Annotated in this window: 12 protein-coding genes; all 12 read right to left on the bottom strand. The window is 64.5% G+C overall.

The features are described from left to right. Window positions 1-22: 22 nt before the first annotated feature. Window positions 23-1,870, bottom strand: a complete 1,848-nt coding sequence (gene nuoL / locus PKB_RS16765) for an NADH-quinone oxidoreductase subunit L (protein WP_043253250.1) — start codon at window positions 1,868-1,870, stop codon at window positions 23-25. Next, window positions 1,867-2,175: an NADH-quinone oxidoreductase subunit NuoK gene (gene nuoK, locus PKB_RS16760; RefSeq protein WP_043253249.1), complete on the bottom strand. Its 309-nt coding sequence runs from the start codon at window positions 2,173-2,175 to the stop codon at window positions 1,867-1,869. Before nuoK ends, nuoL begins: the two co-directional genes overlap by 4 nt. A gap of 4 nt (window positions 2,176-2,179) precedes the next feature. Further along, window positions 2,180-2,680 (bottom strand): NADH-quinone oxidoreductase subunit J, encoded by a 501-nt coding sequence (gene nuoJ, locus PKB_RS16755; protein ID WP_043253248.1) that lies wholly within the window; start codon window positions 2,678-2,680, stop codon window positions 2,180-2,182. An 11-nt stretch (window positions 2,681-2,691) separates the two neighbouring features. Continuing rightward, entirely contained in the window at window positions 2,692-3,240 is a 549-nt protein-coding gene (gene nuoI, locus PKB_RS16750; protein WP_043253247.1) for an NADH-quinone oxidoreductase subunit NuoI, read from the bottom strand. An 11-nt stretch (window positions 3,241-3,251) separates the two neighbouring features. After that, a complete protein-coding gene (gene nuoH, locus PKB_RS16745; RefSeq protein WP_043253246.1) occupies window positions 3,252-4,241 on the bottom strand; it encodes an NADH-quinone oxidoreductase subunit NuoH in 990 nt (329 codons plus the stop codon). Further along, window positions 4,238-6,952: an NADH-quinone oxidoreductase subunit NuoG gene (gene nuoG / locus PKB_RS16740; RefSeq protein WP_043253245.1), complete on the bottom strand. Its 2,715-nt coding sequence runs from the start codon at window positions 6,950-6,952 to the stop codon at window positions 4,238-4,240. Before nuoG ends, nuoH begins: the two co-directional genes overlap by 4 nt. Before the next feature lie 127 nt (window positions 6,953-7,079). Beyond that, on the bottom strand, window positions 7,080-8,429 hold the full coding sequence (gene nuoF / locus PKB_RS16735; RefSeq protein WP_043253244.1) for an NADH-quinone oxidoreductase subunit NuoF: 1,350 nt from the start codon (window positions 8,427-8,429) through the stop codon (window positions 7,080-7,082). Further along, complete coding sequence (nuoE, locus tag PKB_RS16730; RefSeq protein ID WP_197539282.1) at window positions 8,426-8,926, bottom strand: NADH-quinone oxidoreductase subunit NuoE; 501 nt, start codon at window positions 8,924-8,926, stop codon at window positions 8,426-8,428. Before nuoE ends, nuoF begins: the two co-directional genes overlap by 4 nt. Then, window positions 8,923-10,704, bottom strand: a complete 1,782-nt coding sequence (gene nuoC / locus PKB_RS16725; protein WP_043253243.1) for an NADH-quinone oxidoreductase subunit C/D — start codon at window positions 10,702-10,704, stop codon at window positions 8,923-8,925. Before nuoC ends, nuoE begins: the two co-directional genes overlap by 4 nt. A 59-nt stretch (window positions 10,705-10,763) precedes the next feature. Then, a complete protein-coding gene (locus PKB_RS16720; protein ID WP_043253242.1) occupies window positions 10,764-11,441 on the bottom strand; it encodes a NuoB/complex I 20 kDa subunit family protein in 678 nt (225 codons plus the stop codon). Between the two features lie 10 nt (window positions 11,442-11,451). Further along, entirely contained in the window at window positions 11,452-11,865 is a 414-nt protein-coding gene (locus tag PKB_RS16715) for an NADH-quinone oxidoreductase subunit A (protein ID WP_043253241.1), read from the bottom strand. Window positions 11,866-12,304: 439 nt separating this feature from the next. After that, window positions 12,305-12,790 (bottom strand): DUF4442 domain-containing protein, encoded by a 486-nt coding sequence (locus tag PKB_RS16710; protein WP_043253240.1) that lies wholly within the window; start codon window positions 12,788-12,790, stop codon window positions 12,305-12,307. Between the last annotated feature and the right edge of the window lie 173 nt (window positions 12,791-12,963).

The raw sequence follows: 12,963 nt of genomic DNA, 5'->3' as shown, positions 1-12,963 counted from the left end.
GCTCAATCTCTCCGTGAATTCGTTAGGCCAGCAGCAGCGCGGCGAGCAGCAGCGCGGCGCCACCCACCAGGGAAGCGGCGTACCAGCGCAGGCGGCCGTTCTCGGTGAGGCTGAGGAGTTTGTGTCCACCACGGGCGGTCAGCGGCACCAGGACCAGGGACTGGTCGATCGGGTCGCGGCCGAGCAGGCGGCAGAGCAGCAGATAGGGTTTCACGAACAGCTTGTCGTAGAGCCAGTCGAAGCCCCAGGCATGGAACCACCAGGTGCCGAAGAAGCGGCCCGGCGCGCTCTGGGCGAGGGCGCTGACGAAGCGGCGCTTGCCGAGGAACAGCAGGCCGGCCAGCAGGATGCCGGCGATGGCGATGGCACCCGAGGCGATTTCCAGGCTGTGCTGGGCTTCGCCGCCGGCATGGCCGACGCTTTCCGGCAGCACACCGTGCAGCGGCGGGGTGATCAGCGCGCCGACGAAGGTCGAGAGCACGATCAGCACCGACAGCGGCAGCCAGTGGCTGATGCCGTGGCCGGCGTGCGCTTCGGTCTTCGCTTCGCCGTGGAAGGCGATGAAGATCAGGCGGAAGGTGTACAGCGAGGTCATGAAGGCGCCGACCAGACCTGCGATCAGCAGCTTCTGGTGACCGCTGGCGAAGGCTTCCCAGAGGATCTCGTCCTTGGAGTAGAAGCCGGCGGTCAGCAGCGGCAGGGCAGCCAGGGCGGCACCACCGACGATGAAGCTCGCGTAGGCCAGCGGCAGCTTCTTCCACAGGCCGCCCATCTTGAAGATGTCCTGCTCGTGGTGGCAGGCGACGATCACCGCACCGGAGGCAAGGAACAGCAGCGCCTTGAAGAAGGCGTGGGTCATCAGGTGGAAGATCGCGGCATCCCATGCGCCGACGCCCAGGGCCAGGAACATGTAGCCGATCTGGCTCATGGTCGAGTAGGCGAGGATACGCTTGATGTCGGTCTGCACCAGGGCGGCGAAGCCGGCCAGGACCAGGGTCACCGCACCGACCACGCCGACCAGCTCGAGCACGTTCGGCGCCAGGGTGAAGATGCCGTGGCAGCGGGCGATCAGGTAGACGCCCGCGGTCACCATGGTCGCCGCGTGGATCAGTGCGGAAACCGGGGTCGGACCGGCCATGGCGTCGGCCAGCCAGGTCTGCAGCGGCAGCTGGGCGGATTTACCGACCGCGCCACCGAGCAGCGCCAGGGCCGCGAGGCTGACCCACAGGTCGCCCTGGGCGAAGTGCTGCGGCGCCAGCACCAGCAGTTCCTGGATGTTCAGGGTGCCGAGTTGCTGGAACAGGATGAACAGGCCGAAGGCCATGAACACGTCGCCGACGCGGGTGACGATGAAGGCTTTCAGCGCCGCGTTGCCGTTCGGTACATGGCTGTAATAGAAGCCGATCAGCAGGTAGGAGCAGAGGCCCACGCCTTCCCAGCCGAAGTACAGGAACAGCAGGTTATCGCCCAGCACCAGGAACAGCATGCTGGCGATGAACAGGTTGGTGTAGGCGAAGAAGCGCGAGTAACCGGCTTCACCGCGCATGTACCAGCTGGCGAACAGGTGGATCAGGAAGCCGACACCGGTAACCACGCCGAGCATGGTGACCGACAGGCCGTCCAGGTAGAGGGCGAAGTTCGGCGCGAAGCCGGCGACGTTCATCCACTGCCAGAGGACCAGGGTGTAGGCGCCGCCGGCGGGCGGTGCGCTGTGGAAGCTCCAGATCGCCCAGAAGGCGGACAGGGCGGACAGACCGACCGAGCCGACGCCGACCAGCGCGGAGAGGTTTTCCGACCACTTGCCGCGGGAGAAAGACAGCAGCAGGAAGCCGATCAGAGGGAACAGGAAGGTGAGGGGCAGCAGGTTCATCCGCGCATCTCGCTTGCAGCGTCGACATCGAGGGTATGGAAGCGGCGATACAGTTGCAGCAGGATCGCCAGACCGATGCTCGCCTCGGCCGCGGCCAGGCTGAGCACCAGGATGAACATCACCTGGCCGTCGGGTTGACCCCAACGGCTACCGGCGACCACGAAGGCCAGCGCGGCGGCGTTCATCATCACTTCCAGGCTCATCAGAACGAACAGGATGTTGCGGCGCACCATCAGACCGGCCAGGCCGAGGCAGAACAGCACGCCGGAGAGTGCCAACCCGTGTTCCAGGGGGATTGCATTCATGGGGTTATTCCTTCGCTTCGTGGCGGCCGAGGTGGTAGGCGGCGACCAGAGCCGCCAGCAGCAGCATCGAGGCCAGTTCGACGACCAGCAGGTAAGGACCGAACAGGCTGATGCCGACGGCCTTGGCGTCCACGGTGGTGTGGCCGATGCCGGCACCGCTCGGGGTGCGGGCCAGGACCAGCAGCAGCTCGACCAGCAGCACCAGCGACAGCGCGCCGGGGCCGACCCAGACGCCGGGCTTGAGCCACTTGCGTTCCTGCTCGGCGATGGCCGGGCCGAGGTTGAGCATCATCACCACGAAGACGAACAGCACCATGATCGCGCCGGCGTAGACGATGATTTCCAGAGCGCCGGCGAACGGAGCGCCGAGGCTGAAGAAGGTCATCGATACGGCGAGCAGCGAAACGATGAGATAGAGCAGGGCATGCACCGGATTGCTGTTGGTGATGACCCGCAGGGTTGCCAGCACGGCGACGCCGGCGGCGAAGTAGAAAGCGAATTCCACGCGACGTCTCCTTACGGCAGCAGGCTCTTGACGTTGATCGGTTCGGCTTCGTTCTGCGCGCTGCCTTTCGGCTTGCCGGCGATGGCCATGCCGGCGACGCGGTAGAAGTTGTATTCCGGGTTCTTGCCGGGGCCGGAGATCAGCAGGTCTTCCTTCTCGTAGACCAGGTCCTGGCGCTTGAACTCGCCCATCTCGAAATCCGGAGTCAGCTGGATTGCGGTGGTCGGGCAGGCTTCTTCGCACAGGCCGCAGAAGATGCAGCGGGAGAAGTTGATGCGGAAGAATTCCGGGTACCAGCGACCGTCGTCGGTCTCGGCCTTCTGCAGCGAGATGCAGCCGACCGGGCAGGCCACGGCGCACAGGTTGCAGGCTACGCAGCGCTCTTCGCCGTCGGGATCGCGGGTCAGGACGATGCGGCCGCGGTAGCGCGGCGGCAGGTACACGGGCTCTTCGGGGTATTGCAGGGTGTCACGCTTGCGGAAGGCATGGCTGAAGATCATCACCAGGCTGCGCAGCTGGGTGTAGGTGCCATGCACGATGTGCAGAATTTCTTTGATCATGGCGATTCTCCTTACTGGGCCGCGAGCACGCAGGCGCCGGTCACCAGCAGGTTGATCAGGGTCAGCGGAAGGCAGACCTTCCAGCTGAAGGCCATCACCTGGTCATAGCGCGGACGCGGCAGCGAGGCGCGGATCAGGATGAACAGCATGATGAAGAAGGACGTCTTCAGCGCGAACCAGATGAACGGGATCTGCGGCAGGATGTTGAACGGGCCGTGCCAGCCGCCGAAGAACAGGGTCACGAGCAGCGCCGAGATCAGCACGATGCCGATGTACTCGCCGACGAAGAACATGCCCCATTTCATCCCGGCGTACTCGATGTGGTAGCCGTCCGCCAGTTCCTGCTCCGCTTCCGGCTGGTCGAACGGGTGACGGTGGGTCACGGCGACGCCGGCGATGATGAAGGTGCAGAAGCCGAAGAACTGCGGAATGATGAACCACAGGTGCTGGGCCTGGTATTCGACGATGTCGCGCATGTTGAACGAGCCGACCTGAGCGACGATACCCATCAGCGACAGGGCCAGGAACACCTCGTAGGAGATGGTCTGGGCCGAGGCGCGCAGGCTGCCGAGCAGGGCGAACTTGTTGTTGCTCGACCAGCCGGCGAAGAGCACCGCGTACACGGTCAGGCCAGCCATGGCGAAGAAGAACAGGATGCCGATGTTCAGGTCCGCCACACCCCAGTTCGGGGTGATCGGGATGATGGCGAAGGCGATCAGCAGCGCGCCCATGGCGATGACCGGGGCGAGGGTGAAGATCATCTTGTCGGCGAACGGCGGGGTCCAGTCTTCCTTGAAGAACATCTTGATCATGTCCGCACCGAGCTGGAAGGCCCCGAAGGGGCCGACCCGGTTCGGACCGTAGCGGTCCTGCCAGAGGCCCAGCAGGCGACGCTCCACCCAGCTCAGCAGGGCGCCGCAGACGACGACCACGAGCAGGATGACGATGGCCTTGATGACCTCGATGAGAACGGCGAGCAGCGCGGGTGTCAGCCAGCTCATTGGGCAGCCTCCTGCAGACCTTCAGCGACACTGCCGAACACGCCGGCGGGGATACCGGCCAGGCCGGCCGGCAGGGCAACGAGACCGGCGCCCAGCTCTTCGCTGATGCGCAGCGGCAGGCGCAGCTCCTGGCCCTTGACGGTCAGGCGCACCAGGCAGCCTTCGGCCAGGCCGAGGCGCTCGGCCTCGTCACGACCCAGGGCTGCGTAGGTTTCCGGGATGCGTTCCTGCACCGGCGCGGCGCGCGAGGAAGTCTCGTCGCTACCGAACAGGTGATGGAACGGCACGACCTTGAACTGGCTGGCCGGGACGTGGAAGGGCGCGGGTACTTCGCTGAACCACAGGGCGTCGCCCTTGGCTTCGATCAGGCGTACGCCCGGATCGCCAGCGCGCAGGTGACCGCCGACTTCGTCCTGGAACTTGTTCCAGGCCTGCGGCGAGTTCCAGCCCGGGGACCAGGCGAAGGGAATCTGCTGACGCGGTTCGGTGCTGCCGGCATAGCCTTCCATGGAGAAGGCGAACGGGGTATCGATGTCCTGCGGAGCGCGGGGCTCGCTGACATTGATGTTGGCGCGCATCGAGGTGCGGCCGGAGTAACGGTGCGGCTCGCGCGCGAGCTTCATGCCCTTGATGCGGAACGAGGCGTTCGGCGCAGCATCGCGGATGCCAGCCAGTTGCGGCTTGGCGGCGACGACAGCGTCGATCACGTGGTCGAGCTGGGTCCAGTCGACACGCTTGCCTTCCAGGGTGCTGTGCAGCGCGTGCAGCCAGCGCCAGCCTTCGCGGACCAGGATGTCGGCGTTGTAGTAGGCCGGGTCGTAGACCTGGAAGAAGCGCTGGGCGCGGCCTTCCTGGCTGACCAGGGTGCCGTCGCCTTCGGCGAAGCTGGCCGCCGGCAGGACGATGTGCGCCTTGTCGGAGGTAGCGGTCTTCTGGTGGTCGGCGACGATGACCAGCTTGGCGGCGGCCAGCGCGGCATCCACCAGGGCAGCGTCGGCGCGGCGGTACAGGTCGTTCTCCAGTACCACTACGGCATCGGCGGCGCCGGAGGTCAGTTGCTCGAGCGCGGCTTCGACGGACTCGCCACCGAAGAGAGCCAGGCCCAGGCTGTTGGCTTCCGGTACCACCAGGCTCAGCGAGCCGTTCTTCTCGCGCTGCTTCAGGGCGCTGGCGATGTTCGCGGCGGCCTCGATCAGGGCGTTGCTGCCCAGCGAAGTGCCGGCGATGACCAGCGGACGCTTGGCGGCGACCAGGGCTTCGGCAATGCGCTTGGCCAGCTCGGCGGCTTCCGGGTCCAGGCCGGCGACGGCCGGGGCGCTCGGATCGATCGCGTGGGCCACGGCGAAACCGAGACGGGCGAGGTCTTCGGGCGCTGCGTGCACGCACTCGGCGGCGACGTCGTCCAGGCGGGTCTCGGCCAGGCTGGCGATGAACAGCGGGTTCTTCTCATGCTGGGCGATGGTCTTCACCGCGGCGTCGAGCCACGGCTGGATCTTCATCGCGGCGGCCATGTCCTCGCCCTTGCCCTTGACCGACTGGCGCAGGGCCAGGGCGATACGGGCAGCGGTCTGGGTCAGGTCTTCGCCGAGCACGAACACCGCGTCATGGTCTTCCATGTCACGGATGGTGGGGGAGGGCAGGGGGCCTTCCTGCATCACCTTCAGCACCAGGCGCAGGCGTTGCAGTTCGTCGGCGGAGATGCCGCTGTAGTAGTTGCCGGCACCGACCAGTTCGGACAGCGCGTAGTTGCTTTCCAGGCTGGCACGCGGCGAACCGATACCGATGACCTTGCGGCCCTTGAGCAGGGCAGCGGCCTGGTCGAGGGCGCCGTCGAGGGTCAGCTTCTGCTTGCTGAGCATCAGCATCGGCTGGCGCGGACGGTCTTCGCGGTTGACGTAGCCGTAGCCGAAGCGGCCGCGGTCGCACAGGAAGTAGTGGTTCACCGAGCCGTTGTAGCGGTTCTCGATGCGGCGGATCTCGCCGTAGCGCTCACCGGGGCTGATGTTGCAGCCGCTGGAGCAGCCGTGGCAGATGCTCGGGGCGAACTGCATGTCCCACTTGCGGTTGTAGCGCGCGGAGTGGGTCTTGTCGGTGAACACGCCGGTCGGGCAGACCTCGGTCAGGTTGCCGGAGAACTCGCTCTCCAGCACGCCATCCTCGATACGGCCGAAATAGACGTTGTCGTGCGCACCGTAGACGCCCAGGTCGGTGCCGCCGGCGTAGTCCTTGTAGTAACGGACGCAGCGGTAGCAGGCGATGCAGCGGTTCATCTCGTGGGCGATGAACGGGCCGAGCTCCTGGTTCTGGTGGGTGCGCTTGGTGAAGCGGTACCGGCGCTGGTTGTGGCCGGTCATCACCGTCATGTCCTGCAGGTGGCAGTGACCGCCTTCCTCGCACACCGGGCAGTCGTGCGGGTGGTTGGTCATCAGCCATTCGACGACGCTGGCGCGGAACGCCTTGGACTCTTCGTCGTCGATGGAAATCCAGGTGTTGTCGGTGGCGGGGGTCATGCAGGACATGACGATACGACCGCGTTTGTCGTTCTCGTCGGTGTACTGCTTGACCGCGCACTGCCGGCAGGCGCCGACGCTACCGAGCGCCGGATGCCAGCAGAAGTAGGGGATGTCGAGTCCGAGGGACAGACAGGCCTGCAACAGGTTGTCCGCACCATCGACTTCTAACGTCTTGCCGTCTACGTGGATAGTGGCCATGGTTCAAGTTCTTCGTTGGCCCGTTGTCAGCGGGCGTGGCTAATAGAAATCACGGCTTCGTTGGGCCTGCGGCAACCGCGGCGCTGCAACGAAACATCGCCGGGCCCGCGGGCCCGGCTGCAAAGCTTTACGCGCCGACGCTCTGTGGTTTCGGCGCGGCCTGAGCCTGGCGGGAGACGCCCGCTTCGAACTCGGGACGGAAATACTTCAAGGCACTGCCCAGCGGCTCGACGGCACCCGGCGCGTGGGCGCAGAAGGTCTTGCCGGGGCCGAGGAAGTTGACCAGCTGCTCGAGGGTCTCGAGGTCGCCGGGCTGGCCTTCGCCACGCTCCAGCGCACGCAGGATCTTCACGCTCCACGGCAGGCCGTCGCGGCACGGTGTGCACCAGCCACAGGACTCGCGGGCGAAGAACTCTTCCATGTTCCGCAGCAGGGAAACCATGTTGACGCTGTCGTCCACCGCCATGGCCAGGCCGGTACCCATACGGGTGCCGACCTTGGCGACGCCGGCGGCGTAGAGCGGGGCGTCCAGGTGTTCCGGCAGAAGGAAGCCGGTGCCGGCGCCGCCCGGCTGCCAGGCCTTGAGCTTGTAGCCGTCGCGCATGCCGCCGGCGTAGTCCTCGAAGACTTCACGGGCCGGGATGCCGAAGGGCAGTTCCCAGATGCCGGGGTTCTTCACCTTGCCGGAGAAGCCGATGAGCTTGGTGCCCATGTCTTCGCTGCCCGGGCGCGCCAGCGTCTTGTACCAGTCCACGCCGTTGGCCACGATGGCCGGGACGTTGCACAGGGTCTCGACGTTGTTCACGCAGGTCGGCTTGCCCCACACGCCCACGGCGGCCGGGAACGGCGGCTTGGAACGCGGGTTGGCGCGGCGGCCTTCCAGGGAGTTGATCAGCGCGGTTTCTTCGCCGCAGATGTAGCGGCCGGCACCGGTGTGGACGAACAGCTCGAAGTCGAAGCCGCTGCCCAGGATGTTCTTGCCCAGCAGGCCGGCGGCCTTGGCTTCTTCGATGGCGCGGTTGAGGTTGCGCGCCGCGTCGACGTATTCGCCGCGCAGGAAGATGTAGCCGCGGTAGGCCTTGAGGGCGCGCGCGGAGATCAGCATGCCTTCCACCAGCAGGTGCGGCAGCTGCTCCATGAGCATGCGGTCCTTCCAGGTGTTGGGCTCCATCTCGTCCGCGTTGCACAGCAGGTAGCGGATGTTGAGGGATTCGTCCTTGGGCATCAGGCCCCACTTCACCCCGGTGGGGAAGCCGGCGCCGCCACGGCCCTTGAGGCCGGAGTCCTTGACGGTCTGCACGATGTCGTCGGTGGCCATTTCGGCCAGCGCCTTGCGGGCAGCGGCGTAACCGTCCTTGGCCTGGTACTCCTCCAGCCAGACCGGGGCGCCGTCGTCACGCAGGCGCCAGGTCAGCGGGTGGGTTTCCGCAGCGCGCGGGCTGCGGTTGGGCGTGCCGTAGGAGGTGAGGCGGGTCATGCGTAGGCCTCCAGCAGTTTGGCGACACCTGCGGGGACGACGTCGCCGTGGGTGTCGTCGTCGATCATCAGGGCCGGAGCCTTGTCGCAGTTGCCCAGGCAGCACACTGGCAGCAGAGTGAAGCGGCCGTCGGCGGTGGTCTGGCCGAGGCCGATGCCGAGCTGCTTCTGGATCTCGCCGACCACCGACTCGTGGCCGCCGATGTAGCAGACCATGCTGTCGCAGACGCGGATGATGTGGCGGCCGACGGGCTGGCGGAAGATCTGGCTATAGAAGGTAGCCACGCCCTCGACGTCGCTGTCGGGGATGCCGAGGATCTCGGCGATCGCCGGAATGGCGCCGTCCGGTACCCAGCCGCGCTGCTTCTGGACAATCTTCAGGGCTTCGATGGACGCCGCGCGGGAGTCCTCGTAGTGATGCATCTCGTGCTCGATGGCCGAGCGCTCGGTTTCGCTCAGGGCGAAACGGTCAGTCTGGATGAGGGTGCTCATGATCAGCGGTCCACGTCGGCCATAACGAAGTCGATGCTGCCCAGATAGGCGATCAGGTCGGCGATCATGCTGCCGTTGATGACCGACGGAATCTGTTGCAGGTGCGCGAAGCTGGGCGTCCGGATACGGGTCCGGTAGCTCATGGTGCTGCCATCGCTCGTCAGGTAGTAACTGTTGATGCCCTTGGTCGCTTCGATCATCTGGAAGGATTCGTTGGCCGGCATGACCGGGCCCCAGGAAACCTGCAGGAAGTGGGTGATCAGCGTCTCGATGTGCTGCAGCGTGCGCTCTTTGGGCGGTGGCGTGGTCAGCGGGTGGTCGGCCTTGTACGGGCCTTCGGGCATGTTCTTCAGGCACTGCTCGATGATGCGCAGGCTCTGGCGCATTTCGCCCATCTTGACCATGCAGCGGTCATAGGCGTCGCCGTTGTGCGCCAGCGGCACTTCGAACTCGAAGTTCTCGTAGCCGGAGTAGGGGCGCGCCTTGCGCAGGTCGAAATCGCAGCCGGTGGCACGCAGGCCGGCACCGGTGGTGCCCCACTCGAGTGCTTCCTTGGTGTTGTACTGCGCAACGCCAATGGTACGGCCGCGCAGGATGCTGTTCTTCAGGGCGGCCTTTTCGTACTCGTCCAGGCGCTTGGGCATCCAGTCGAGGAATTCGCGGACCAGACGGTCCCAGCCGCGCGGCAGGTCGTGGGCGACGCCACCGATGCGGTACCAGGCCGGGTGCAGGCGGAAGCCGGTGATGGCTTCGACCACCTTGTAGGCGCGTTGACGGTCGGTGAAGGTGAAGAACACCGGAGTCATGGCGCCGACGTCCTGGATGTAGGTACCCAGGTACAGAAGGTGGTTAAGGATGCGGAAGAACTCCGCCATCATGATGCGGATGACGTCGACGCGCTGCGGCACCTTGATGCCGGCGAGCTTCTCCACCGAAAGCACGTACGGCAGGTTGTTCATCACCCCGCCGAGGTAGTCGATACGGTCGGTGTAAGGAATGAAGCTGTGCCAGGACTGACGCTCGGCCATCTTCTCGGCGCCACGGTGGTGGTAGCCGATCTCCGGAACGCAGTCGAGGATCTCTTCGCCATCGAGTTGCAGGATGATGCGGAAGGCGCCGTGGGCCGAAGGGTGGTTCGGGCCCAGGTTGAGGAACATGTAGTCCTCGTTCTCGCCGTGACGCTTCATGCCCCAGTCTTCGGGCTTGAAGCGCAGGGCTTCCTGCTCCAGTTCCTGCTTGGCAGCGGAGAGGGCGTAGGGGTCGAACTCGGTGGCGCGCGCCGGGTAGTCCTTGCGCAGCGGGTGACCCTGCCAGGTCGACGGCATGAGCATGCGCGCGAGGTGCGGGTGCCCATTGAAGTGGATGCCGTACATGTCCCAGACCTCACGCTCGTACCAGTTGGCGTTCGGCCAGATACGGGTGGCGGTGGGCAGGTTCAGGTCGCCCTCGGAGAGCGCGACCTTGATCATCACGTCGCTGTTACGCTCGAGCGACATCAGGTGATAGAACACGCTGAAGTCGGCATTCGGCAGGCCGCGGCGGTGGGTGCGCAGGCGCTCGTCGACCCCGTGGAGGTCGTAGAGCATCACGTAGGGCTTGGGCACGTTGCGCAGGAAAGTCAGGACGTCGATCAGCTTCTCACGGGGTACCCAGAGAACCGGCATGCCGGTGCGGGTAGCCTGGACGGTGAAGGTCTCGGCGCCAAAACGCGAATTCAGTTCGACGACGATATCTTGGTCGTCTGCCTTGTAGGGCGGGATATACAGAGCGGAGTCTGCGGTCATGGTCTCGGTCGCTATCGGTCAACGGTGGAGTGAAAACGGGCCTCTCGTGGAGGTCCGTTTCACACTTCGTCGGGGCTGCGCAGGTTGGTGACCTGGATGCGTTCTGCGCGCTTCAGGTCCTTCTGGGCAGGCATTTCGGCGCGGTAGACGCCTTGATCGCCAACCACCCAGGACAACGGGCGACGCTCCTGGCCGATGGATTCCTGCAGCAGCATCAGGCCTTGCAGGAAAGCCTCCGGACGGGGCGGGCAGCCGGGGATGTAAACGTCCACGGGGAGGAACTTGTCGACCCCCTGAACTACCGAGTAGATGTCGTACATGCCACCGGAGTTGGCGCACGAACCCATCGAGATCACCCACTTGGGTTCCAGCATCTGCTCATACAGGCGCTGGATGACCGGGGCCATCTTGATGAAGCAGGTGCCGGCGATGACCATGAAGTCCGCCTGACGCGGTGATGCACGAATCACTTCGGCGCCGAAACGGGCGATGTCGTGCGGCGCGGTGAACGCCGTGGTCATCTCCACGTAGCAGCAAGACAGGCCGAAGTTATAGGGCCACAGCGAGTTCTTGCGACCCCAGTTGACGGCGCCATTGAGAACATCTTCGAGCTTGCCCATGAAGATGTTCTTGTGGACCTGATCCTCCAGAAGAGGGTCTTCTACCGTTTCGCGCTGGCCGATCGGGTACTGATCATTGGCCGCATCGGGGTCGATCCGGGTAAGTTTGTATTGCATCGCCAAAGCCTCATTGTTTTAGCTTCGCCTGCCGCTCGCGACGTGCCGCCGGTGCCCAATCGAGCGCGCCGACCCGCCAGAGGTAGACAAGACCTGCCAACAGAATTGCAATGAAAATGGTTGCCTCGATCAGACCGGCCCAGCCGCTTTCACGGACGGACACGGACCAGGCGAAGAGGAAGAGGGCTTCGACGTCGAAGATCACGAAGAGCATCGCGACCAGATAGAATTTTGCCGACAGGCGCAGACGTGCGCTGCCGGTAGGAACGATGCCCGATTCGAAGGGCTCGTTCTTGCTGCGACCAAATGCCTTGCTGCCGAGCAGCGAGGAAACCCCTAGCATGAAGGCCAGCAGGCCTACGACCCCTAGAAGGAAGGCGGCGAGTCCCCAGTGTTGTGCTGCAAGTTCAGCTGGGTTGGGCATGCCGATACTCCTTCCTACAAATAAACGGTGGTCTTGGGGGGCGGGCTTTTGCCCGATTGAACGAACCCGACTCAAGAATAGTGAGCTAAGGGTTCAAGTGATCCGTTCAATTTTATGCCCAAAGCCTCCAGCAAGTAAATTTTTCTAACACAAACAGATGCTTCTAACTTGGGCAAAAGGCTTTTGCCATTTTGTTCCAAGCCCGGCTGCAGGCCGCTCCGCGCCTGGGTTGGCGCGGCTCAGGCTTTGGTCGAATGGCATTGTTGTGATTACGAAGAAAGTCTTTTTGCAGTGCTATTAATGATAATAATTATCAATTGCAGTGTCGTTTATCCGTAACTTTACTACATATATGCGCCGGCACTTTTAGTTGCCGGATTCCTGGGGGCGCTATTCTCGCGGGAAATACCCTGGCGGCCACCCCTCTGCTCGGGGGGAGTCAGCGCTTGATCCAGGCCCAGTGCATTTCGCAGCGGATCGGCTGCTCGTGGCTTTCGTCCAGGATGGTCACCTCGACGACGACTTGGCCCCTGTCCTGCTCCTGCATCGCCTGACGTTGTGCATCGCTCAACGTGGCCGTGGCATGCAGGTTGCCCTGGGCTCGCTTGAGATAGTCGACCTTGAGCGTTCGAATCAGGGGTAGTTTGTCGTCCGGAAGATTCATGCCAACCACGCAGCCGCTCGCCGACTCGGCCAGCAATGCCATGGCGGCGGCGTGGATGCCCTTGATGTGGTTTTGTACGCGTCGGCGATTGGTCAGGCTCATTCGGACTTCATGCTGGGACATGCGCTGAATGCGCACCTGAGCGGTGCCGGCGAAATGCACCTGGGATCCGAACAGGCGGCTGAGTAGCGGTTCGTGCATGGGGTGGGGTAGGCGTTGGATGAGGCTGGCGGCAAGGGCCAGGCGATTGCGCTTGGGCATGGTTCGTCCTCTACGCGTGTGGGGAGCATCAAGCTCGCACGCATGGCTGGCGTTGCCCTTGGCGGAGGAGGGTGGTGCGTCTGGCGCGGCGGCCAAGCTCTTCTTATAGCTGCACAAAAAGCAGAACCCCGGCATAAGCCGGGGTTCTGCGAGGTGCCTCCCGGCCCCGAGGG

This window comes from Pseudomonas knackmussii B13 (assembly GCF_000689415.1).
In the GTDB taxonomy this organism is placed as follows: Bacteria; Pseudomonadota; Gammaproteobacteria; order Pseudomonadales; family Pseudomonadaceae; genus Pseudomonas; species Pseudomonas knackmussii.
The sequence above is the reverse complement of the archived record's forward strand: the minus strand, read 5'-3'. Positions and strand labels throughout refer to the sequence as shown.